Source organism: Robbsia andropogonis, from assembly GCF_000970345.1.
GTDB lineage: Bacteria > Pseudomonadota > Gammaproteobacteria > Burkholderiales > Burkholderiaceae > Robbsia > Robbsia andropogonis.
This window is the reverse complement of the sequence record NZ_LAQU01000001.1, coordinates 434,985-458,709: the sequence shown is the minus strand read 5'-3', so window position 1 is coordinate 458,709 and position 23,725 is coordinate 434,985. Positions and strand designations below refer to the sequence as shown.

Here is a 23,725-nt window from a genome sequence, read left to right as displayed (position 1 = left end):
CGCGTTGGCATGGCGTGCGGCGTTGGTCGTGAATTTGCTCATCTCCGGTGTGACGGCCATGGCTGCCCCGAAGTTCGCAAGCTTGTATGCGCATCGAGACCTCGACGGGTTGCGCAAGAGCGCCGCGCAAGCTATTGGTCTGGTGTTGTGCATGGCGGTCCCATTGACCGCCTGCATGTTGATCTTCCCGGAACGTCTGCTCGCATTATTCGGCGCCGGCTTCGGTGACGGTGCAACCTCGTTGCGCATTCTCGCCCTGGGGCAACTCGCCGCCGCATGCTTTACCGCGATGCCGGAGCTTCTCGGTATGACGGTGCATGAACGGGTGTTGTATCGGATCAATATCTGCTCGGTTATTGTTTTGATTGTCGGACTTGCCGCGTTGGCGCCATGGAGCGGCAGCGCGGGTGCCGCGGCCGCAACAACGTTGTCGATTGGCGTGAATGGTGCGATGGCGGCATGGGCTGCTCATCGCTTGCTGGGCGTGTCGCCGCTGGTGGCTTTGTGGCGCAAGCTTTTACGTCAATCCGCATGATCATGCAGGCTATCTGGACAGGCCGCCTGCAGGGGGATGCACGACGTCCGGGTTGCGACCACGCATACGCCCCGTCATGCGGGTCCAGTCTTTCCAGCTTCTTCCTGTAAAGCCGTTTGCAGAGAAGTCCAGGAGAGGCCGAGTTCTTCTTCGGCGCGTTGTACATCCAGGCGAATGTCCTGCTGCCACAATCTGGCCAATGAGGGTGGCAGCGCTGGTGGCAAGTGATGGATGCCCGCCTTGCGCCCGGCGATCTCGGCGAGCTTCAATGCCGGCGCCAACAGTTTTGTCTCGAACTTCATCCGCCGTGCGCCAATCCGTCGTATCGGTGTTGCACCCAGTGCTCGTCCATAAGTGACGAAGTACTCGTTCCAACGCGGCGCGTTCGCCATTGCCAGGTTGTACGCACGGCCCGGGGCCCGGGGGGAGCGCAGCGCCAGCAAGGCGGCTTGCACGACATCATCCACATGCACGAGATTGCTGTTGCCGTCTCCGGCCGCGCCAAGGTCGCCAATGCGCCGCGCGCGTAATAGATCGGCGATACGCTTCGACCACTGCGGGCTGCCGCGACCATAGATGCAGCCCGGACGCAGAAACGTGACCGAAGGCAGTACACCGAGCAGCCGTTCCGCCTCCACCTTGGCCAGCCCATAGGCACTGCTGGCGGCCAGGGGGGCATCTTCGTCGATTCGGCCTTCCGCGTTGCCATACACCGCCATCGAGCTGAAATAGACAACGGGTATCGGCTGGGCTCGCGTGGGAAGGTGCGTGTCGAGCGCCGTGCGCAACGCGCGTGCGTTGGCGACGATCGCGTCCGGCGCGCCAGCGAGGCAGTTGATCACCCCATCCACTTTGGCAATGGCGGCACCTAGCGACACGGCGTCGGTGCCGTCCACCTGTTCGACGCCATCACCGGCGCGGCGTGATGCCGCGACGGGCTCTGCCCAATCGGTTGCCGCGAGTGCCGTGACAACCTGCTTGCCAACGAAGCCTGTGGCGCCTAGAACGAGGATACGAGTCTTCATTGCGCGGGTTCGAAGTGCGTGTGGTCCAGGGAGGATGAAGTGCTCGTCGATATCGGCGTCGCCTCCACGGTGGAGGTGTCGGCAAGATGGTCCGCGAGACGCAACGCCAGCGCGACAATGCTCAACGTGGGGTTGGCCTGTCCGGAGGTCGGGAAAACGGCGGCCCCGGCAATATAGACATTGTCCACTTCATGCAGACGGCAGTTCGTATCGACAACACTGCTGATGGGGTCCGTGCCCATTCGCGCCGTGCCGATATGATGGCCGCCGTATGCGCCATAGCGCGTCATTTCCGCTTCTACCTGTTCCGAATCGTAAGAAAACGTCCCTACGCCACTGCGCGTGATTTCACTGGCCAGCGCATCGAGTGCGCGGCTGATGGTTGCCACATCTTGCGCGGTGTAGCGCCAGTCGATATGTATGCGACGCATGCCGATGGCATCGCGCTCGTCGCTCAATGTAATGCGGCTGTCCGGATTCGGTTCCTGCTCACCATGGAAATCCAGGCTGAAGCGGAGATTATCGGGCCGAACGATCACCGAAGGGAACTTACGTTCCGCGAATGTCCGGTGCGTCAACCAGTTCGCGAGGAAACGGGCGGTGGCTGGTGCACCCGTAATCACATTTTTAAGATGTGCGAACATGGAGCCATCGCGCCCTTCCGGTGCCTCGCCGTATAAACGCTTCGCGTATTCGTAAGGCACGATCGGGCGTGCAAGATACAACGCTGACAGGATGCCGTTGCCGTGTCCCGCATCGGGAATCCGCGGGTGATGCAATCGTGCGACAAAATTGCCGGCGCGCAATGCGTGCTGCGCATGTTCCCGCAGTGCCAACCGTCGTCGACAGTAGATGCCTTCTGCCGACATGTCGTAGTCGTGCCATACCGATGATGCGGACGATAGGTCGATTGTGCCGATCGTGCCAGCGAGATGACTCATGTAATAGCGGCCGACCACGTCGTAGGCGTTCCCCAGCCCGCGGCCGCTTGGTCCTGGGCTGCTCAGAAGCAGGCGCGGTACCTCCAGTCCGCCGGCGGCAAGTACATACTTGCGGGCGGAGACAGTGAAACTCGTTCCGCTTACCGTGCGGATTTCAGCATTTCCAACATGGCGTGACGTATCGTCCTGCATCGGCAGTTGATACAGATTGGCGTGTTGCAGCACGCGCACGTTGCTTTTGGCCAGACGGGTGCGATAACGCGTGCCGAAATTGGTCGGGCAACTGAAACGTTCTATCGTATTGGTCTGAAAAACGTCACTGACGAAACCGCCAATCATCGGTTGAAGCGGTTTGTCAAAAGCCGTCTCTGCGGTGTAGGCAAAGTCGCCTGCTTCGCAAATCGCATTTGCCATTGGGTAATACGGTAGAAGATCTGCCAGCGTTATTGGCCAGCCACTGTGTGCGATATATTCCCGCGCCTCGAAATCGATCGGATCCAGCGGCATGCAACGCCCGCCCCAGAGTGTCGTCGATCCACCGAACGTGCGAACGCGATAACTGTCGGCGGGTGGGTGCAGTCGGGTATCCGCGACGCTGCCCTCATAAAGCGCCTGATTCACCGGCTCTTGCGTGTCGCCACCGCTTTCCAACAAGGTGATGTCGAGCCCGGTGTCTTTCAACGCGAGCGCAAGCGCAATGCCGGCGGCACCTGCGCCGACGATGCATATATCGGTTTGAAGCAACGTGCCGCTGGGCATCTCACGAGCATCGAGAATCATCGTATGTGACCGGCAGCCACGCTGCTAGGAAAGGAAAGAAAGAGGTCGCTGCGATGTTAGCTGATCTGTAAGCGAACGGCGCGGCATTGCAACATCTGTTCGATTTTGACATGTGGACGCGCACTTTTAACGCTTTCTCATATCGCTATCTTTAAAAAAACATTATGATCAAACGACTGTACTGATGAAATGTAATCGTCAGTCAAGCGCATCCTGGCCTGTCGCCAGGAGTCAAAATAACAACACGTTCGACACGTGACGAGACACGCATTCGCCGATGCTTCGGGCGGATGCATGTGGCGCGCATCTTGCCGAGACGTCGGGGCTACTAAAAGAAAATGAGCAGCGTGTCTTGCTTGTCCACGGACTCGGACCCGAACGCCGAAATGACCGCCGAGCCAACGGTCACGCTTTTTGGGCTGGATATCACCGCCGTTTCGTTCGTCACCGCGTTGGATGTGCTTGCCGATGCTGCCATGCAGCGCGATGGCCGCGCACGAGTAGCCGTCACGCCCAACGTCGATCATTTGGTTCGGCTTGATGCACAGCCTGCATTCCAAAGCCTTTATCGCACCGCGGACTATGTATTCGCGGACGGGATGCCCGTCGTGTGGGCGAGCCGCGTCTTTGGCACGCCGTTGCCCGAGCGCGTGACAGGGGCAGATCTGGCGCCGGCATTATGTGAGCGCGCGCGTGAAGCGGGACTGCGTGTCATGGTGATTGGTGGTTTACCCGGTCATGAAGCCACTTTGATCGAAGGGATTGCCGCTCATTATCCAGGCTTGGATTTCGAAGTCATCACACCGTCCATGTCCTTCGATCCGCTTGGTGCGGAAGGTGAAGCGGCGGCGGCCCGTGTGCGCGAAGTCGCTCCGGATATCGTGTTCGTCTGTTTGGGCATGCCAAAGCAAGAGCGTTGGGCGTTTCATTTTGCGAATTCACTCCCGGGTGGTCTGATCCTGTGCGCCGGCGCCGCAATGGAATTTGCCGCAGGCCTGCGGCAGCGCGCGCCAAAGTGGATGCAAAGATCCGGGCTGGAGTGGAGTTGGCGGTTGATGCAAGATCCAGCGCGACTCTGGCGGCGGTATTTGCTCGAGGACACGCGTTTCCTTGCAATCTGCTGGCGTTACTGGCGTGACTCGCGTCCTGCATAAGCTGGTGGCGCGCACTGAACGTGAGCGACTTGCGCGGTGCATATGGCGGAAAGCTATTGTGATCCGCCTTCCGCTTTTTTATCCATGTGGGTAGCGCTAGGACAGAAAGAAAAAAGCCGGGCGCAGGCATCGGGCTTTGAAGCCGAGAATGCAAACTCGACGTTATTATTTCAGCGTATTTTAAATTGCGTTGCGTCCCAGGATAATTGACGGAATCGTCTTTAAGAGGATCTGCAGGTCGAGCCATAACGACCAGTTCTTGATGTAGTAGTGGTCATACTCGACACGGCGTTGCATCTTGTCCGGCGTGTCGGTCAGGCCGCGCAATCCATTGATCTGTGCCCACCCGGTAATGCCTGGCTTGACACTATGCCGGAGCATATATCCTGGAATCATGCGGCGATACACTTCGTTATGTTCCGCGGCGTGCGGACGTGGTCCAACCAGACTCATGCCACCAGCCAATACGTCAAAGAACTGCGGAAGTTCATCAAGCGACGTGCGGCGTAGAAAACCGCCCACCGGTGTAATGCGGCGGTCGCCGGCAAAGGCTTGTTGCAAACCAATCTCCGACTTTTCCTCCTGCGCTGGCATGGCCACGTACATTGAGCGAAACTTATGCACGTAGATGGTTTCACCGCGTTCGCCGTAACGGACCTGACGGAATAATATCGGCCCTGGTGAATCGAGGCGAACGGCGATGGCACAGGCCAGCATGACCGGCGACAACAATATCAACATCAGGCCGGCGCCAGCAATATCGACAACCCGTTTTGCCATCCGCGACAGGCCCAGGATGGGTACGTCGTGTACGGCAAGCAACGGTATGCCCGCGAGATCAGCGCTGTTGATCGCACGGTTTTCCATCACACGCAACTCCGGCACGAGATAGATAGAGGCCGTCGAATCGTATAGCTGGTCCAAAAGATCATTGCGGATGTCACTCGTGCGTACCGGACTCATGCCAATGAATACGATCTCGAAATCGTTGGCATGGATGCGGGTGCCAGCCTCTTCATACTTGCCGAGATACGGTGGCAATGGTTCGCCGGGATCGGCATCGACCGGTTCGTCGTTGTAATAGCCAATGACCTTGATGCCTAAGATAGGGGAACGAGCCAAGCGCAGGTTGAGCGTGCGCGCCTCGCTGCCAAGACCAAAGAACACGGCTTGCCGCTGGCTTCCGGGGGCATTATTAATACTATGGGCCGCGGCGCGCAACACGGCGAGGCCGGCGAGTTGAAGGGGCAGTGCGAGAGCGGTCCACTGGGCCAGCAGGATACGCATATCGCCATTGCCGCGGTGTGTGATGAACAGTAGAACAACCAGGATCATCACCAGCCTGCACCAGTGCAGTGCGCCTCGCCCCAGCATCCATCGCATATTTCGGGCGCTTGCGACTAAATGAAAGCGCGCGAAAATGACAAACGCTGCTACGGCCAGTGAACCCGTCAATGCACGCGCGTACGGCGTATCGTCAACCTCGCCGCCCAAAGACTCGATTGCGATAAACGCACCTGTATTAATCGCGGCGCTGACAAAGCCGACCAGCGCCATAAACAGGCGGTGATGGTGGATCGACTGTGGGTGCATGAAAGGTTCCGCTGGTAAGTTAGGACAACAAACTCTACGGCAATCATAAAATCGCGAAATCTACGACATGGGCCAGGTTCCGCTCAAGGCAATAAGAGAACCCGCCACGGTTGTCACAAGGACGCAGGCAGCAGTGGACGAGTCGTTGGCAAATCGCGCTGTGCAACAATGACGCCGCGCACATCGACCGGCCCCATATCGCACACTATTTTAAGAATCGGGCGCGATATATGGCGGGCGCAGGCACATAATGCCGTTCCCCAACGGCCTGACGGCGACGCTGTTCATTCGGTGACGTGAGCGGCTTAGCGCCGCATCAATCATGCATTGAAACAACTGCCATCCCTTAATTCAAACGTATGTTACCACCACAGTATTTGGTAAAGCGTGTTTGTTCTAAATTTAACGATCATCATGCAACACTTGAAACTTATTTCTTTTTTGGCCAAATTGAAATGTTTTGTAATGTGCTGTCTTGGAACTTTTTCTTAATAAAGTTCACAACGCGCGTTCTAAATTACGCTTGTCGACAACATGAAGGGAGGCAGCAAGAATACTGATGGTGATGTCCATGCATCACGTCTCGATGACGCGTCTTTATTGCCAGGATGCTGGCAAAAATGATCGATAGCGACCCGCAAGCCGCCGGGCGAGACCGAGGGCAGTGCGGCGATACACGGATTGACAAAACGATTTCTATCAAGCCTTGCGGCTTTAATTTTGTACGATATGGTACATTACGCCCACGCAACGGCACCGACGGATGTGTCGGATGTGTCGGATGTGGTGTTGCCCGTATTGTGATGAAGAAACCGGTATCGATCCGGCCCGGCATTGCCTTCCCGTCGTAAACCACGCTTAAGATCACCGTATTAAAAACGTCGTCAATCGCGTCGGCTGCGGGCCGCTTGCACGAAGCGCGTGCATCTATCGGCATCGTGGTGCTGATCTCGTTCAGAAATTGATAGCGAAAGCCGGCTTTCCGTCCGAGTGCCACATATTGCTATTGTTGAGACGAAAATGGAAAAAGATCGTTGTGCATGTTAGTGACGCATTCATTCGCATTGCTACTTAATAGCGATTATTTAATTTGCAGCACTGTCCGGTCGATGATCTGTCGGGCGACGATCCTGCATTTATGTTCATACGGGCGCTATCGATATACTGCGCTATGTCCGCGGTGCATGTCAGTCACCTAAGCGCTGCGATGATATCAACGCCTGGGGATGACCGAATGGAACGCTTCAGCTGAAACGGTGATTGGCGCCGTGCATATCTGGTAATAGCGCGAGGAGCTGATCACGGTTTCGCGCTACCATGCCATGCGTGCCCGCCTTTTCGGGTGCGTGAGCTTGTTGTTTTTATCCGATACATTTCATGACTGCAGTCTCGAACCGGCAGCGCGCCACGCGCCGCACAAACTCGCCTCGACCGATTCTTGCACTATCCGCACTGTCGGCAATCATGGTGTTGGTCATCTCGACGGCGCATGCACAAGCTTCGGTCTCGTTGTATGGCGTGATCGACACCAGCATCGAAGTCACGAACCCGGGGTCGTCCTGGACGCCACGAATGGATTCGGGTGCCTACCGTGGATCACGTTTTGGTATTCGCGGTGTGGAAGATATCGGTGGTGGCAACCGCATCCTGTTCACCTTGGAAAACGGCTTCGGTTCGACGGACGGCACATTCGCCACCGCGGGAACGATGTTCAATCGCCAGGCCTGGATTGGTGCAAGCGGTGGCTGGGGGCAGGTCCGCATGGGCCGTCAATACTCGCCGATTTATATCCCGTTCAAAGGACAGTTGGATGCGTTCGGTGCGGGTACGATCGCGTCCGGCTTGAACAACTTGTCGAAAATCACGCCGTATTCGAATAATGCGTTTACTTATATCTCGCCAGATGTGTATGGCTTTACCGGAACGATCATGCTCGCTTTGCGAGATGCCGATTCAGCTAATGGTCTGGGCGGCAATTACGAAACGGTCACGTACAAGCGTGGTGCATTGAAGCTGCTGTATGCACATCAGCAGACCACTGGAATAAGCGGCTTGCGGTCTAACCTGGGCGGCGTGTCCTACGTTATCGGCAATACCACCGCGTTTCTGTCATTCTTCAATGGCGATGGTGGCACACCGCGCTATCACCACGAAGGCGTGTCCGTGTCGGCGCGCTACGCGTTTTCACATCACTGGCGCGCGTCGCTCGGCTATGCCTATATGCGAGATCAATCCGGACAAGGCAATAACGCGGATCAATTCAGTCTGGCCAGCGAATATGATCTTTCCAAGCATGTGACGTGCTACGCAAGCGCCGGCTGGCTGCGTAATCGCGGCAACGCAACCTTGACACTCCGTGGCGTCAATGTGACGGGCTTAACGCCCGCCTATGCAGGTGCGGCGGTGCGTGGCGTGCAAATCGGGATGATTGATCGGTTTTAAATTGCCGTCCAGATGATCCAGTTGGACACGGACGGATCGCAAGCCCAGGCGACGAGCAGTGTCCGAATGAGGATCTTTCCGTCATGTCTGGTGCAGTCGCGCGACCCGTGAGGGCACTTCACGTAGCCCTGTGGTGCCACTTCCCGGTGTACTGTCGGCTTCGTGATATTCGGCATCCTCGTTGACGGACCAGACATCATAGAGCGGCTCTTCCGCGATGATATTTTTTACCGCGAGCATTGCTGTCATCATCGCGTGATCCTGGTTGTTGTACTTATGCATGCCATTGCGTCCGACAAGATGCAAATTGGGGTAGTGTGCATCGATATCGGACCGGATCGCATCGACGATGTCGCGATATCGGTCGTCGTAGACCGGATAGGCTTTTGGTTGCCGGACGACGCGCGCGCCCTTTACCTGATCGCGGCTGACGAGGCCGATCTTTTCGACCTCCGTAATAGCAAAATTCACCAGTGTCTCATCGCTGCTTTTCCAAAGCGCGTCGTCGTCGAAGCAGAAATACTCCAGCCCCAGACATCCTGCTTGCTCGGCATTCGGCACCATGTCCGGCGACCAGGAAGCAAAGTTCTGGATGCGGCCGACCTTGACGGACGGGTCGTGTATATAAATCCAGTTGTCCGCGAACGATGCCGGACGATCGACCATCAGCGCGACAGTAATGAAGTCGCGGTATTGCAGGTCGCGTGCGCGCGGTGCCGAACGCGGGACAGGGCGCATCATGCCCAACGTTTCTCGCATGGGTGCTGTACAGACAACGTGGCGGGCGGTAAAGCAGGTAACCGAACCATCGGAGGACGTCGATTCGATGGTCCAGCGTGCTGTCGCCTTATCGTAGTTAATGGCACTTGCCGCGCGGTCCATCAACAACGTCCCACCTTGCTTTTGGAATTTTTTGGCCGCGGCCTCCCACAGCATGCCCGGACCGCGTCGCGGATAATGGAATGATTCGATCAAGCTCTTGACGGTTTTGCCAGGCGCACTAGACGCCGGCCGAATTCCGACAGATTGCTTGATTGCCCGGATGATCGCGGTTGACAGGCTCAGGCCTTTGATCCGTTGCGCGGCCCAATCGGCGGAGATGTCGTCGCAGGACATCCCCCATACCTTTTCCGTGTATGTCTTGAAAAAAATCGAGAACAGCCGTTCGCCGAACTGGTTCGCCACCCATTGGTGAAAGGTTGTGGGATGTTTATGCGGCTGGATGCGAGCACGTAGATAGGACAAGACGCAGTGAACGCTTTCAACGATCCCGAGATTTTTCAGAGCCTCCACGCCGTCGAGCGGATAGCGGAAATATTTGCCCTGGTAATAAATACGGGAACTGCGTGGGCGCTCGATGAAATCGTCCGGCAGCAGTTCGCGCCATAACGCAACAACCTCGGCTGACTTCGAGAAAAAGCGATGGCCGCCGATATCGAAGTAATGACCTTCGAATGTTTCGGTACGGCTGATACCGCCAACATAGCGCTGATCTTTTTCAATCAGCGCCACCGACAATTCGGATTGCTTCGTGAGCAGGTAGCCGGCCGTCAACCCCGCCGGACCAGCGCCAATGATCAATACATCAACCGATTGCATTTTCTCCCCCACGCAGCTGGCGTTTATTTCGAGACATGCCGCGCGCATCGGCCGCGAGCGGTGAAGTTAATGTGCTGCGGATACGTTTGCAATCATAGAGCCAGTATCGTTTTGCGGGGGATGCCTCCCATTGTGCGTCGGTTCCGAGCGTCGTATCGTTTTCCGGTGACACGACAAAGTTCACCGCGTCGTGCCCCACGCCCACATCCGCGCAAACGCGGCGAATCCCTTCCGGATCCAGCGGCGTGTAGAGGGCCATGCGACGAAACAACAAGGTATTTTCGCCTGGTATCGTATGGGTATTGGCAGGCAAGGCAATCGTACCCGCGCGTCGCATTATTTCTTTTGCAGCCTGTGCGTCGCCGTCCGGACCACCGATGACGCTCGCCCGCCGTAGTGCCTCGAACGTCGTATCACGTTGGAACACCATTCCGCTTGCCTGCGCTGGCGAGAAATAGCTGGCGGTGCGCATCAGGAGCCAGGGGTAGACCAATTCGTGCCACGGGCCATCCCAATACACGAGACTGCCCGGCGCGATCTTGCCGGCAAAGGGTGCGCGTGCCGGATCGTCGAGGCGCGCCTCCATGATCTTTATCGTCGTAGCGCGCTGGTCGAAATTGGCGGCACCATATACCAGCAGGCCGAACAAGGCCACGTAGAAGGCCACCAGCGCTTTTTTGTCGCCAAGTAAGCAGCACGCGCACATTGCACCAACCGTCACCGCCATGAAACGGGAATGGATAATGATGTCAAGCAACGGGAACGCCATTGCTAGCAATGGTTCGTGCGCATCCGCCTGACTCATTCCGAATGCCATTTGGGCGATGGCCCAAGTGGCAAACGCTGGCAACGTCAGTGCAATGAGCCAGCCCTTATAGCGTGCGTCAATAACGTCGAGGCAGGCAAGTAGCTGGCTTGCCGTAGCGTGTGTCCGCAGTAACGGACGCGCGTTACAGAGTGCTGCGATTACCAGCGCGGCCACGCCTCCCCCCACTTCCAACGTCATCCAGCAAAGGGCGAGCCACCAAATCAGTGCGGGACGGGCGCACCAGTATTGCAAGAGCAGCGCTGGCAGCGCGAGCCATTGCATGACCGTCAACAACCAGAGGACGCGCCAGAACTGCAACGCGATCCACAGCGCGTCATGTCCGCCGATGTCCGCGAGCGTGGCACACACCATCCCGGAAATGCCGATCAATGCCAGCCCCCCCCATAAACGGCGTTGCGCCTGCGCTTCGTCGGCATGGAGAATCAGCGGGAGCGCGATAACCCAGCATGCCTTGCTCCATGCAAACAGCGACCACAATGAAGGGAACAGGTAGTCGATCTCGGTGCGTAATACCCCGCGCCAGATGCTGTCGAGCGGATGAATCGCAAACCAGGAAGGCGTACCGTATTGCAAAGCGCTGAAAAGCAGCAGCAAGACGGCAAAGATTCGCCACCAGGGCAGGCGCGACGTCGCGACCATCACAACGGCCGCAAAGCCCACAGCGCCGTTGAGCGGGTGCAAGGTCATGGCGGCAAGCGTAAGTGCGATCGCAATCCAGTGCTTGCGGTCGATCGCGAATGCAAGCGCCCATAGGCACAGGCCTTCAGCCGGCAGGCGTGCCGTCAGCCAAGGCTCGGCATAGAAAAACGCGAAATTGTTGCCATAGTCCGACGGCATGGCAACCACGAAGAGTACGGCGATCCAGTGCCATGGCGCGGGCAACACACGCCGTGCCACCTGCCCGACACCGGTCCACCATAGCAAGTGGGCCAGTACGAGCCCGGTCAGGTTGCCAGCTCGAATGCCGATCAGCGCGATCAGTTTCTCGTAAAGCTTGCCGTACAGCGTCCATTGATCCTGTGAGCCGAATGCAAAAAATAGATCATGGCGGAAGTTTTCGGGATGGGCATTATGCAGCGCCTGCACCGTGTACAAGATGGCGTCATGCCGAATCCCCTGGTACGGGCGCACCAACATGAAAAGCGTCGCAAATAACAGGCTCATCGATACCGCACCCAGAACGGGGTGGTTGAAGAACCGCTCGGACAGGCGTGCCATGGGTGGCGTTACGGTCTCTGCCTCGACAGGGGAAGGCGGCGCGCAAGAAACTGCGAGCAGCGGCACAAGCGGAGGGCGAGATTGTGTATCCACCATGGGGACGACTTGCGAGGCTCGCATGCCGGGTCGTTCGAGAACGTCGATGATAGTGCGGAAAGGACCGACGTCATATCTCAAATTGCCGTCGGGAAACCGTGCAATTCCACGGATTGGGAGTAATGGGAGGTGCCGGAGAACGGAATTGCAGGCCTGTTCTTCAAACAATAGTTAAAGATTGCAGTTGTAATATTTGGTCAGAATCGGTGACAATGCCGGTCGGCACGCTGAATTTTGGGATAGCCATAGGGCAAATCGATAATGATTCTCATTTATGCCTCCATTTCGATTCGGTGTTCCGCAGCGTGGCGGTCGCGTCATTTCAACAGACGAGTTCAATAAAATAACGAGGATGTCATGAAGCATTCAAGCGTGCTGCCAGCGCGTCTTTCCACGTTGTCCGCGGCGTTGCTGCTGGCATTTGCCGGAACGTCCGCGTATGCGCAATCGGCACAGCAAGGAGCGGAAAGCACCAATGCAAATGCCGGCACGAACAAAAAAAGCGTGAATGACGGCAGCGGGCAGGCAGGCGTTACCTTATCTGCCACGGCGGCATCAGGGGTGACGGCGGAACAGGCGCTTGCGCCCGTGTCGGTCTCGGGCTCCACGGAGAGCGTGCTGCAGACAAAGACGTTGCCATCCTATAAATTCACGGCGCCGCTACGGGATACGCCGCGTTCGGTCACCGTTATCACCGATGAGCTGCTCAAGGAAACAGGGGCGACGTCGTTCAGCGATGCATTGCGCACGGTGCCAGGGATCACGTTCCTCGGCGGCGATGCGGCGGCAAACCCGTCCGCGGACAGGCCGGTGATTCGCGGTTTCGAGTCGCGCAACAGCATTTTCGTCGATGGCATGCGCGATGACGGGGTGCAGAATCGCGAGACTTTTGACGTTGAAAATATCAGCGTGATCAAGGGGCCGGACTCGGTGTACGCCGGTCGTGGCGCAGTGGGCGGCAGTGTCGACATCACGACTAAGGTTGCAAAAGCCGACAACTTCGACAACGGCTCCGTTGGCGTCGGTACCGACGGCTACAAGCGGATGACGATCGACACCAACCATATGGTTGGTGACAACGCGGCATTCCGCTTGAACCTGATGGGACATGATGCAAACCAGGCCGGGCGAACGGATATTTACAGCAAACGGTGGGGCGTGGCGCCATCGGTTGTTTTCGGACTGCACAGTCCGACGACGGTGACGGTCAGTTACTACCATCTCAGTACGTACGACATGCCGGACTTCAGCGTGCCGTTCCGTAGTACGGGCGGTACGCCGATTAATGCGAGCCGGGGCCAGTTCTTTGGCTTGAATTCGAGAGATTACCGCCGCGGCACGACCGATACCGGTGAGATCCGCGTTGATCATACGTTCGACGACAACTGGAAACTGCGCAATACGACGGTCATCGGGCGCTCTACACTCGACTACATCGCCACTAACCCGCAACTGTCGTCGGCTACTGGAAACACGCTGTGGCTGGAGGCAAAGAGTGGCAAATACGCGCTGAACAATATCGCAAACCAGACCGAGCTCACCGGCACCTTCTCGCTGTTCGGTGTGCGCAATACTATTACCGGCGGCGTGGAATTCACGCATCAGAACAGCGTGTATGAAGGCTATCTGGTCAGCGACAGCGCTGGCGCAAATCTGCGCAACGCCACTAGCTGTACGGTGGCTGGAGATTGCGTCAGTTATCTGGGCGGTTGGGACCCGAATCGTGCCTGGACCGGTTCCATTCAGTTGAACGCCGATAGCTTCCCGGGCAAAGCGCTGCATACCCAGACGAACATCGCCTCGGCCTATCTTTTTGACACTGCTAAGTTGACCGACCGCTGGCAGGTCAACCTGGGGGCACGCTTTGACCGCTATAACGCGAATGTTACGCAGCAGAACGTCGCATCGCTGAACAGCACGTCCAACCTGTTCAGCTATCAGGGCGCGCTGGTTTTCAAGCCCGTGGAGACGATGAGCCTGTACACGTCCTATGGCACCTCGTCCAACCCACCGGGTTCGAACGCGGGTCTGGGGGGCGGTAACGACCAGTTGCTGACCACAAACCAGAACCTGTCGCCGGAACGCAGCCGCAACATTGAAGTAGGTGCGAAGTGGGACGTCTTGCGGCAACGCTTGTCACTGACCGGCGCGTTATTCCAGATGGACAAGACCAATGCGCGGGTCAGCGATGGTCTGGGCAATCTGATCAACGCCGGGCACCAACGTGTACGCGGTACCGAATTGGGCGTGGTGGGGAATGTTACTGAAAAATGGCTCGTGCAAGCAGGGTATTCGTACTTGAATGCGGTGACGGTGGATGCTGGCAAGGCGCAGTCCAGTGCGTCGGGGTTGCCGATGGTGATGGTGCCGCGGCACAACTTCACACTGTGGACGACTTACCAGGCAACGACGAAGTTAACGGTCGGCGGCGGTGCCACGTTCTCGTCGTTGACGTATGCCAGCGTGGCGCGCACCGGTTCCGCCCCTGCGGTTGAAAAATGGATACCGGGTTACGCGAAGTTCGATGCGATGTTGTCGTACAAGATCAACAAGTACACGGACGTGCAACTGAACGTCTTGAATATCTTCGATCGCAAGTACTTCAGCAGTGCCTACCCGATCTACGCGACCTGGGCCCCGGGCCGCAGCGCGATGGTGACGATGCACTTCTATCACTGATCGACGGGCACCAAACGAACGCCGTCAAGAGAGGGTGTTCTCCGCAAATCACCTTGCCGGACGCGTCCGGCATCGGCATTTTTTCCCTCTCAAAAAAGCATCGCGGACGAACTGCGGCGAATCGTTGTTTCCGCCCCACCAGAAGGGCAGGGTGATCCCTCTGGAAGCATATCCCACAGCCGAAAAACGGCACTCTGAATGATAGAATGCGCATGCTTTTCGCCGGGCCGCTCCCCACCTCTGTGACGACCAGCACTCCTTTTCGCTCTATCTTCCTCGGCATCTTTCATGGGCAGCGCACTGCTTTCCACCGTGGTCACGTCGACTAGCATTGTCGTCATCTGCCTGCTTTTCAGCGTTGCACTGTTGGTCGCATGGTGGCAGTTCGATATGCAACGCCATGCGGCGGCTTGGGCGCTGTCCTTTCTCGCGGCGTCGATTGGTCACGGTTTGCGCATCTCGACCATGCTTTTTCCGAACGATGCGGCGCCGCTGTCCATGTTGGCCTTCCATGCCTCGGTCGCCAGTTTTGCCCTTCTTGCCTTGGGATTTCGACAGCGGGCGGAACGCAGTCTCCGGGCGGTATGGGTCGCCTGGCTGGTGGCAACGCTGGTGTTGTCTGTTTCGTGGTCTGTTCGTGACGACGAATGGCGAACCTGGTCGCGTATCACTACGTCCTGCGCTGATTTCGTCATGCTCTCCATCATGGTTGTGACGCTGCGCCGCGCACGCGGTGCCGGGGCGTTTGCACGTTGGGCGTTAGGTGCCTATGCGCTGTACATGCTGACCGTCGGACTGGCGGCGTGGCTTGCGAGGGCAGGTGGGCCATGGTCGGATCGGATGTTCGTCGTTGTCATGTCAGTAGGTACGCCGGCAGGGATGATCGGAACCGGCGTGTTGACGATGCTGATCGTGGCCGCTGATCTCGCGCGGACGCTTCGTAACCAGGCCCGCACGGATCCGTTGACAGGCTTGTACAATCGCCGCGCCATCGACGAGGAAGCGGAGGCGCTGTTGTCTCGTGAATTCGCCGGACAACAGCAACATGCGGTGTCGATCGTCATTGCCGACCTGGATCATTTCAAAAGCATCAATGACCGCTTTGGTCATGCCGTGGGGGATAAGGTGCTTCGCCGATTTTCAACGCATTTGCGCAAGCACCTGGGCACCGCCGATCTTGCGGGTCGCATGGGGGGCGAGGAATTCGTCTTCCTGATGCCCGGCCTCACGGCGTCGGAAGCGGTGCAGCGGGTGGAACGTATCCGGCAAGGCGTGCCCGCCGCAATTGGTAGTATCGTCGGCAATGAACGGGTGACCGCCAGTTTCGGCATGGCGCGCGTACGCATCCACGAGCCTTTCGCGGATGCGCTGGCACGCGCTGACGAAGCGCTTTACGCGGCAAAGGCGGCAGGGCGGAACCGGCTGGTGAGCGAAGTGTCATCGGCGTCGGCGTTATCATCGGCATAAGAGTGCACCTCATGTCTCGTCGAGGGCACCCGGATTTTCACGCCCTGGGAGCATGTCATGGCAACAGCAATTCGAGTGGGCGTCGTCAGCTACGGCGCCGCGAGCAAGGTATTCCATATTCCCCTGATCCGCACGACACCCGGCTTGGTGTTGGCGGCAGTATCGAGCAGTGACGCGTCAAAGGTACGTGCGGATTATCCGTCGAGTGAGGTGCGTGTCTTCGAGGATCATCAACATCTGATTGCCAGCGACGACGTGGATCTCGTCGTGTTGCCGACACCCAATACGACGCATTACCCCTTGGCGCTTGCCGCGCTGCGAGCCGGCAAGCATGTGGTTGTCGACAAGCCGTTCACCACGAGTTTGCAGGAAGCGCAGGACCTGGCGCGGACCGCGCGTGAAATGGGACGGCTGTTGACGGTGTTTCATAACCGGCGTTGGGACGCGGACTTTCTCGCGGTACGGGCATTGCTCGATGCCGGCACCTTGGGGCGTGTCATCGATTTTCAATCGACGATGCATTATTTCCGGCCCACCGTGCGTGACCGGTGGCGCGAGCAGGCGGGCGCCGGCGGCGGATTATGGAACGACCTGGGCCCGCATATGGTCGACCAGGCATTGCTGCTGTTTGGCGCGCCCCTGGGCATTTATCTCGATAGTGCGGCGTTCCGCGAGGGCGCGCAGACCGATGACTACTTTCGTGCGACGTTGCGTTATGCGGATAAACGTGTCCTCTTGCAGGCCAATGCGAGTGCCGGATTGGCGGTCCCGCGCTTCCTCGTTCAGGGAAGCGCGGGCAGCTACTGCAAATTCGGTATCGACGGGCAAGAGGATGCGTTGAAGGCGGGACAATTGCCGGATGCCAAGACATCGTATTGGGGTGTTGATCGAGACGACGGTACCGTGCACGTGCACGCCGATGGCAGCAAGCGACCCTATCCAACACCGCCGGGCAACTACCCTGCTTTCTATATCGCGGTGCGCGATGCCCTGGTGCTGCATCGGCAAGTGGGAGACGGGGCGGCCGCCGCGTTAGTGGCATTAGCGCGTGCTGTTGACGGATCATCCGCCGCCAGCGGCGTGGCGAATGGATCCGCCGTGCCGGGCGCTCCCGTACCGTTTGCCGGTGTCGTGTCGTTGGACGAAGCGCTGCGGGTAATGGCGGTGCTGGATCTCGGACGTGAAAGCGTCTCACGACGTGCGGAGATGCTGTACGAGGCGCCGCACGCCTGAGGCTGGGGTCATTACATCGGCGGTGGCACGCCGTTTTTTTCAACCAGGATGCGTTGCGCGCTGTAGTGACCGTCACTGGCGGCCGTGGCGGTCACGACCACTTTTTTGCCGGGCTGCAGATCCTCGCGTGTCGCATTGATGAAACCGACAACCGGGACGTTTGCCGGGACCGTGATCGTATTTGTCCCGCCTTTGTAAGACAGTTCAAGCGTATTGCCATTCTTTGATTTCACGACCGAATCGACGTTCGCGTTGGTCATCGTGCTTTGCGGTCCGAGATCGTAAGGTCGATGGCCTTCGCCCGTGCCGCGCGCGGACTCGTCGAAGACATGCACTTCCGTCGCCGTCATCTTGCCGTCCACGCCTGTCATGGCCGCGGTCCCGATAAAGGAACCAGGTTTGATATCGGCCAGTGACATCTTCTTTACCGCGCCGATGCGAACGTCGGGCGGCACGTCGACCGTGACGGTGTCGCCGCTGTTGCGGTGCACGGTGATGCCATTGGGGGAAACGGCGGTGATGTCTCCACGCAGCCGCGCCGTCTTTGCGGGTGTCTGCGCGTAGGCGCTGAAGGTGGTCGTCAGGATGACCGCGCCGGTCAGGGCAGCATTAAGACCGCGCGTGAGCAGCGGCGCACGCGCAAATAACGCGCGCATATCGTGAGGGATTGGCAAGGACTGAGGCATGAAGGCTCCGATAGCGGATGATGCAAGTGACAGGCCCGCCCGGAATCGTATAGCCGGTGTCAGGCCTGCAGGCTTTCGTTCGAATAAGCGATGGCGCTGGCGTAAAGCGATGTGATGGTCGTATCCGGCAACAGCACACGAAGCGGATTGTCTTCGATGTCGCTGCCTGGAATCCCTTCCAGCGCCTCGGCCAGACGTAGCAGATCGCCAAGCTGGCCCTTGTCGTGCAGGATGGCTTCCTGCACTGGCCGGGCCAATGACAATTGTGCCATCAGTTGGGCGCAGGTCTGTCCGGTCACGATATGCATCAGCGAGAACAGACCTACCTGATAGGCATTGTCGGAAAACACGTCGTCGAACGGATCCAGTTCTTGCGCGGCCAATTCCATGAAGCGAGCGCGTGCGCTGACGGTCTGCACCAGCGGATTATCTTGCGGTGACATGTTGCTGGCTTCGCCATACAACAGAAGCTGCGCCCACCGTGCCAACCGCCGTGTTCCCACGCGCATGATTGCTTGCCGCACCGTGCCTGGGGTATGCCCGCGCGTGGCGGCGGAGCTGGCCAGTGTCATCAATTGCTTCAATAACAGCGGGCTCCGTTTGACTGCCGCCTCGAGTTCCGCCGCGCTTGGCTCGCCGGCAAGCGTGTTCAGCAGCCGCAACAACGCGGATTGCGAGGCCGATGCACATCGCTGTTTCAGCACTTGGGGGCGCGCGAAGAAATAGCCCTGGAACAGGTCTACGCCCAGTGCCAGCATTTCCTCGAATGACTCGCGGGTCTCCACTTTTTCGGCGAGTATCTTGCATCTTGCTCGCTTGGCTGCGGCGACCAGCCCCGGGAGCGCGGCCGGGCGGGTATGCAGCATGTCGATTTTCAACACATCGACAAACTGCAGTCCGTCCGCCGGCAGTTGCGATAGATCGGTGATGTCGTCGAGTGCGATCTGGAAGCCGGCGTGTCGCAACGTGCGCACGCGCTGTACTATTTCGGCATCGAAATGGACTGTTTCAAGTATCTCGAGGGTAAATCGTTGCGGGTCCAGCATTTGCAAGGCATCGTTTGTCAGCGATTCGCGACCGACATTGATGAAGCCGCGATGCTTTCCCATTACTTCATTGACGCCGAACTCACTGACGACATTGAGAATCACGCGTTGCGTCGCCACGGCGTCATCGACGATGACAGCATGATTGCCTTCTCCGCCACGGAACAGCAATTCGTATCCAGCGATGGCACCATCCCGACCAACGATCGGCTGGCGGCCGAGTAACGCCGAGGTTCTGGTGTCTTGCGGGAGGGTTACGGTGTCAGGGGACATGGTGAAACAAATAGGGAATCTTTTTTTACGATATGCGCCATTGCCACACCTGTTTCATCAGACGTATGGTCTAGTGAAGACCGTTAATCCCGATGTTCGGTTACAGCGTTACCCTTCTCGGGGGAATTGGCATGCCACCGCCATATAGTCCGTGGTCTCCACGGAAGTGGGCTGTGTTCAGGAAAGACCGTACATTACTCTTTCCGATGAATTTTTTCGTTGATCTTTCTGTTTGAACCTTGAAACAGGCAGTGATACTGCAGTCGCAGCGTAATCCATCTCCACATATTCGTACTTACCACTGCGTACGGAATATCCCGCTTCGAACTTGATGGTCAAGGTGGTCATTTTTCAAAAATAATTGCGTTGCATCGGTGACGTTTCGCATATCTCAGAAAAATCCATGCCTGTTTATAAGGGAAATGCGGGGAAATCCTAATCTATTTTCTTTTCAGATTGCTCGGAAAGATTTTTGGTGTGGCGACGTCACGTCGACAGGTTCCACACGGGAAATACTCTCACGAATCACGCGCCATGGCGTGTGATTTCGTTGCAAGTTTGTGAACACTGTTACTTACGCGCGTCAACGGTGCGAGGTAATAGAGCGTTAGAGTAAAGGCCAACAACATGAAGAGGAGGCGCACCACCATGCAGACAGCCCGCATCCGTAGACCTTTTGTTATCGCCGCCACGGCAGTCCTGATGACGTCTTCCCTGGCCGCTTGCATCGTCGCGCCGCCTCGGCCACCTGAACCCGCACCTCGGGTCGAGGTGGTCCCGGTCGCGCCGGCGCCGGCTTATCACTGGGTACGCGGACATTACCGTTGGGCCCGCGGTGAGTGGGTATGGGTCCCTGGTCACTGGCAGCCGAATTAAACCGCCGTCGGGTTATGTCGTATTGCGCTGGCCGCCATGGCCAGCGTTGCCTGAATAGCGACGTCAAGCGGAAGCGTTGGTGAGAGTTTCCTCTGGTATGCATATATTGTCATGGCAACGTGACGTGCGTCGTTTTCCATCGAGGCCCGTTCGAGATCGCGCGATGTCCGCCAGCACGGCCAGCCTGTAATAAATTGTGGCAAGGAATAACCGAATGCGGGCATGCCATTTGCGACGCGGTACGCAGCGTAACATCGTATGGAGGAACGCGTTGATGCGTAGACGCCCGCTGGAAATTCTCTCAGGTGCTTCACCCGCCTGTCGCAGACTGCGCAATGATCCAGTCTTGAAAAAACTGCACCGCTGTCGCTTCGCCGCGCTCTCCACGCGTTTTCGGACGGGTGAGCCAATAGCCGCCGGCATCGATTTCGGTATCGAATGGGCGAACCAGCGCGCCGGACTGCAACTCCCGCGCGAACATCGACGGCGGCGCCAGCGCCACGCCGGCCCCCTGCATCGCCGCTTCTACCATCAACCTTGAAGAGTCGAACATCGGTCCCGTGATGGTCCAGGTGCGAAGGCCGGCGGCCTCCAGCCATTGTGCCCATTCGTCGGTGCGATAGGAGCGCAACAGCGTCTGGTAGCGAAGGTTGTCCGGTCGAACCAGTCTCGACGCCAGTTCCGGCGTACACAATACGGTCAATGGCGCGTTGCACAGCAACACGTTATCGAACCCTGACCAGAGCCCGTCGCCGAACCGGATCGCGCAATCCAGGCCTTCCGCGGCCACGTCGACCTGGTTGTTGTGCGTCATCACGCGTAATTCGATGAATGGGTGCATGTCTCGGAATTGCTTCAGCCTCGGCATCAACCAACCCACCGCGAACGTACCCACTACCCCGACTGTGAGAACGTCATGTAGCGCGCCACCGCGTGCGTGCATGCCGTCGAACTGCTTCAGCACATTCTCGATGCGCATGAAGGCGTCGCTCAACACCAGCAATAAGGCGCGCCCTTCATCCGTTACCCCCAAGCCGCGCGGCAAACGCTTGAACAGCGAGACGCCCAGGCGCCCCTCCAAAGCCCGCACGTGCTGGCTCACCGCAGCTTGCGTAACGCTCAGCTCGGCCGCGGCGCGGGTGAAGCTCTCATGCCTCGCGGAGGACTCGAAGGCGCGCAAGGCATTCAATGGCAAGCGAGGGCGAATGGTCATCGAGATAAAAGTTTTTGTTGTGATTCGTCGTAGTTATCGTTGCTTGGCGTTGGCCCGTTGATTGATGATAATCGCTGGATGTGACAGATCGAATAGTACATGAATGGTGCTTTTATTTGCTTGTGCAAAGCAACGCGCCGGGTGCGATATTACGTCCAATGATGGTGGAGGCAAGGAGCATGACGAACAAAGGTTCACATGGGAGGCGGTTTTTAGTACGATATTTTCTTGTGTGTGGTGTGGTGTTCCATGGTGCGGTGTCGCCATGGCAGCAGGCAATGGCCGCGGTCGATGCGGCGGGAGATCCTGCTTACGCATCGGAGATGCCGGTGACGCCTTCGGTCATGGCCGATCGCCATCGTGCAGCTGACGCGACCGGTCGCACCGGCCCATCACCCGCATTGCGATCAACCGTGGATGAGGCGATTGCCTCGATTCGTCAGCAGTATCAGGTAGCCGGGGTAGTGGTGGGGGTGAGTATTGATGGTACGCATCAATTCTTCGACTATGGCGTGGCATCGCGGGATACGAAGCGTCCCGTAAGCCAGCGCACCTTGTTCGAGGTTGGTTCGGTCAGCAAGACGTTTGCCGCGGCCGTGGCTGAGCGTGCCCAGGCGCAGGGTGGTTTTCAGTGGAACGACCCGGTCAGTAAGGTGGTGCCAGCATTGCGTGGCAGCGCTTTCGATCGCATCAGAATGTGGCAATTGGGAACGCACACGACGGGATTGCCGTTGCAGGTGCCTGACGAAGTGACAAACGACGCACAGTTGATCGACTATCTGCAGCACTGGACGCCACCGCGGGGCCAGTCGGTTGGCGAAGTGTCGGACCTGCATCGGCTGTATTCAAATGTTGGCACTGGCTTGCTTGGGCGGTCGGCGGCCGACAGCATGGGGCGTGACTATGCGACGATTGTCGAGCACGACATGCTCCCAGCGTTGGGCATGCGCGGTACCTACCTGACGGTCCCCTCGGATCGAATGGCGGACTATGCGCAAGGCTATACAGGCGATGATCGACCAATCCGCGTGCAGCGGGGTGTGCTGGGAGACGAGGCTTATGGCGTGAAGTCGAGCGCGGAAGATCTCCTGCACTATCTCGATCTGCAGATTGCCGCGACGCAGGCCGTACGCGACACGAAACGCGGGCCGCACGTATCTGATACGATCACCGATCGACCCGCGACGAATGGGGCGTTACCCGAGACCATCGGCCGACGTGCCGCTTGGCTGGCGGCACTCGCGGGTACCCAACGGCCATGGGTGCGTGCGGGCGTCATTACACAGGACCTGATGTGGGAGCAGTATCCCTATCCCGTGACGGTGGCGACGCTGCAGGAAGGCTGCGGCGCGCCACTGGCCTCGGCGCTTCCGGCGAGGGTCTTGCCGCAGGCTACATCCGTTACTGTCAGTACGCGCGAGGCGTCGGCGGTCTGGATCAACAAGACGGGTTCCACGAATGGCTTTGGCGCCTATCTTGTTTTTATCCCGCAGCGCCGAATCGGTCTTGTGATGTTGTTCAACAAGAATGTGCCGATTGCGGCGCGCGTCGCCGCGGCGGCGAAAATCGTTTCAGCGATCGACTCGAACGGCGTTAAGTAATAATCGATGATGGCCGATGTCACCGCATCGGCGTCATTGTCATCGCAAGGGTTGTCGGCTTGTAAATGAAACAGATCGGATTCATCGCGCTTTTCGCGATCACCGCATTGGCCGAGCTTGTCGGTTGCTATCTTCCCTGGCTGGTTCTTAAACAGGGGCGCAGCACGGCATTGCTGGTGCCGGCCGCCGTCTCGCTGGTGGCCTTTGCCTGGCTGTTGACGCTCCATCCGAGCGCCTCTGGTCGCATCTATGCTGCGTATGGCGGGATGTATATCGCCATGGCATTGGTGTGGCTGCGGTACGTCGATGGCGTCGCGCTGACGCGTTTCGACCTGCTTGGCGCCGTGCTCAGCCTGGCTGGCATGGCGGTCATCGCGTTCCAGCCGGTCGCGCGATAACGGCCACTGTCCCGGCAGGCGACAGGTGCAACGACCTTGTC

General features: G+C 58.2%; 17 protein-coding genes. 9 read left to right on the top strand and 8 right to left on the bottom strand.

Annotated elements, in window-relative coordinates; all coding sequences use genetic code 11:
- Nucleotides 1-535 (top strand): lipopolysaccharide biosynthesis protein (locus WM40_RS01990; RefSeq protein WP_046152043.1); only part of this gene is annotated, 535 nt, incomplete at its 5' end.
- 74 nt (nucleotides 536-609) lie between these two features.
- Here the strand turns inward: WM40_RS01990 and WM40_RS01985 are convergent.
- Nucleotides 610-1,560: an NAD-dependent epimerase/dehydratase family protein gene (locus tag WM40_RS01985; protein WP_024904669.1), complete on the bottom strand. Its 951-nt coding sequence runs from the start codon at nucleotides 1,558-1,560 to the stop codon at nucleotides 610-612.
- Entirely contained in the window at nucleotides 1,557-3,281 is a 1,725-nt protein-coding gene (locus WM40_RS01980) for an FAD-dependent oxidoreductase (RefSeq protein WP_046151949.1), read from the bottom strand. The genes WM40_RS01985 and WM40_RS01980 overlap by 4 nt, the downstream gene beginning before the upstream one ends.
- A 338-nt stretch (nucleotides 3,282-3,619) precedes the next feature.
- Between WM40_RS01980 and WM40_RS01975 the strand changes: the two genes are divergently transcribed.
- On the top strand, nucleotides 3,620-4,435 hold the full coding sequence (locus WM40_RS01975) for a WecB/TagA/CpsF family glycosyltransferase (protein ID WP_024904667.1): 816 nt from the start codon (nucleotides 3,620-3,622) through the stop codon (nucleotides 4,433-4,435).
- Between the two features lie 180 nt (nucleotides 4,436-4,615).
- Here WM40_RS01975 and WM40_RS01970 read toward each other — a convergent pair whose 3' ends face one another.
- Nucleotides 4,616-6,028, bottom strand: coding sequence for an undecaprenyl-phosphate glucose phosphotransferase (locus WM40_RS01970; protein ID WP_236693339.1), 1,413 nt, complete (start codon nucleotides 6,026-6,028; stop codon nucleotides 4,616-4,618).
- A 1,464-nt stretch (nucleotides 6,029-7,492) separates the two neighbouring features.
- On the opposite strand from WM40_RS01970, the gene WM40_RS01960 reads away from it, so the two are divergent.
- On the top strand, nucleotides 7,493-8,470 hold the full coding sequence (locus tag WM40_RS01960; RefSeq protein WP_046152042.1) for a porin: 978 nt from the start codon (nucleotides 7,493-7,495) through the stop codon (nucleotides 8,468-8,470).
- Between the two features lie 81 nt (nucleotides 8,471-8,551).
- On the opposite strand, the gene WM40_RS01955 is transcribed toward WM40_RS01960, so the two are convergent.
- Both WM40_RS01955 and WM40_RS01950 read right to left on the bottom strand, forming a co-directional pair.
- A complete protein-coding gene (locus WM40_RS01955; RefSeq protein ID WP_024904663.1) occupies nucleotides 8,552-10,069 on the bottom strand; it encodes an NAD(P)/FAD-dependent oxidoreductase in 1,518 nt (505 codons plus the stop codon).
- Nucleotides 10,056-12,236, bottom strand: coding sequence for a hypothetical protein (locus WM40_RS01950; RefSeq protein WP_157685124.1), 2,181 nt, complete (start codon nucleotides 12,234-12,236; stop codon nucleotides 10,056-10,058). Before WM40_RS01950 ends, WM40_RS01955 begins: the two co-directional genes overlap by 14 nt.
- Nucleotides 12,237-12,569: 333 nt before the next feature.
- Here WM40_RS01950 and WM40_RS01945 point away from each other — a divergent pair, with 333 nt between their 5' ends.
- From WM40_RS01945 to WM40_RS01935, 3 genes are all read left to right on the top strand, one after another.
- Nucleotides 12,570-14,891, top strand: coding sequence for a TonB-dependent receptor (locus WM40_RS01945; RefSeq protein WP_082102376.1), 2,322 nt, complete (start codon nucleotides 12,570-12,572; stop codon nucleotides 14,889-14,891).
- A gap of 288 nt (nucleotides 14,892-15,179) precedes the next feature.
- Complete coding sequence (locus WM40_RS01940) at nucleotides 15,180-16,358, top strand: GGDEF domain-containing protein (protein ID WP_201779108.1); 1,179 nt, start codon at nucleotides 15,180-15,182, stop codon at nucleotides 16,356-16,358.
- 57 nt (nucleotides 16,359-16,415) lie between these two features.
- Entirely contained in the window at nucleotides 16,416-17,591 is a 1,176-nt protein-coding gene (locus WM40_RS01935) for an oxidoreductase (RefSeq protein WP_046151947.1), read from the top strand.
- Between the two features lie 11 nt (nucleotides 17,592-17,602).
- On the opposite strand, the gene WM40_RS01930 is transcribed toward WM40_RS01935, so the two are convergent.
- Together WM40_RS01930 and WM40_RS01925 are read right to left on the bottom strand one after the other, a co-directional pair.
- A complete protein-coding gene (locus WM40_RS01930; protein WP_024904658.1) occupies nucleotides 17,603-18,247 on the bottom strand; it encodes a hypothetical protein in 645 nt (214 codons plus the stop codon).
- An 89-nt stretch (nucleotides 18,248-18,336) separates the two neighbouring features.
- A complete protein-coding gene (locus tag WM40_RS01925; RefSeq protein ID WP_024904657.1) occupies nucleotides 18,337-19,596 on the bottom strand; it encodes an EAL and HDOD domain-containing protein in 1,260 nt (419 codons plus the stop codon).
- A 648-nt stretch (nucleotides 19,597-20,244) separates the two neighbouring features.
- Here WM40_RS01925 and WM40_RS28500 point away from each other — a divergent pair.
- Entirely contained in the window at nucleotides 20,245-20,472 is a 228-nt protein-coding gene (locus WM40_RS28500) for a YXWGXW repeat-containing protein (RefSeq protein WP_081765068.1), read from the top strand.
- A gap of 310 nt (nucleotides 20,473-20,782) precedes the next feature.
- On the opposite strand, the gene WM40_RS01920 is transcribed toward WM40_RS28500, so the two are convergent.
- Nucleotides 20,783-21,685 (bottom strand): LysR family transcriptional regulator, encoded by a 903-nt coding sequence (locus WM40_RS01920; RefSeq protein WP_024904654.1) that lies wholly within the window; start codon nucleotides 21,683-21,685, stop codon nucleotides 20,783-20,785.
- Nucleotides 21,686-21,864: 179 nt separating this feature from the next.
- On the opposite strand from WM40_RS01920, the gene WM40_RS01915 reads away from it, so the two are divergent.
- Together WM40_RS01915 and WM40_RS01910 are read left to right on the top strand one after the other, a co-directional pair.
- A complete protein-coding gene (locus WM40_RS01915) occupies nucleotides 21,865-23,286 on the top strand; it encodes a serine hydrolase (RefSeq protein WP_157685123.1) in 1,422 nt (473 codons plus the stop codon).
- A 65-nt stretch (nucleotides 23,287-23,351) separates the two neighbouring features.
- Nucleotides 23,352-23,684, top strand: a complete 333-nt coding sequence (locus WM40_RS01910) for a YnfA family protein (RefSeq protein ID WP_024904652.1) — start codon at nucleotides 23,352-23,354, stop codon at nucleotides 23,682-23,684.
- Nucleotides 23,685-23,725: the final 41 nt, after the last annotated feature.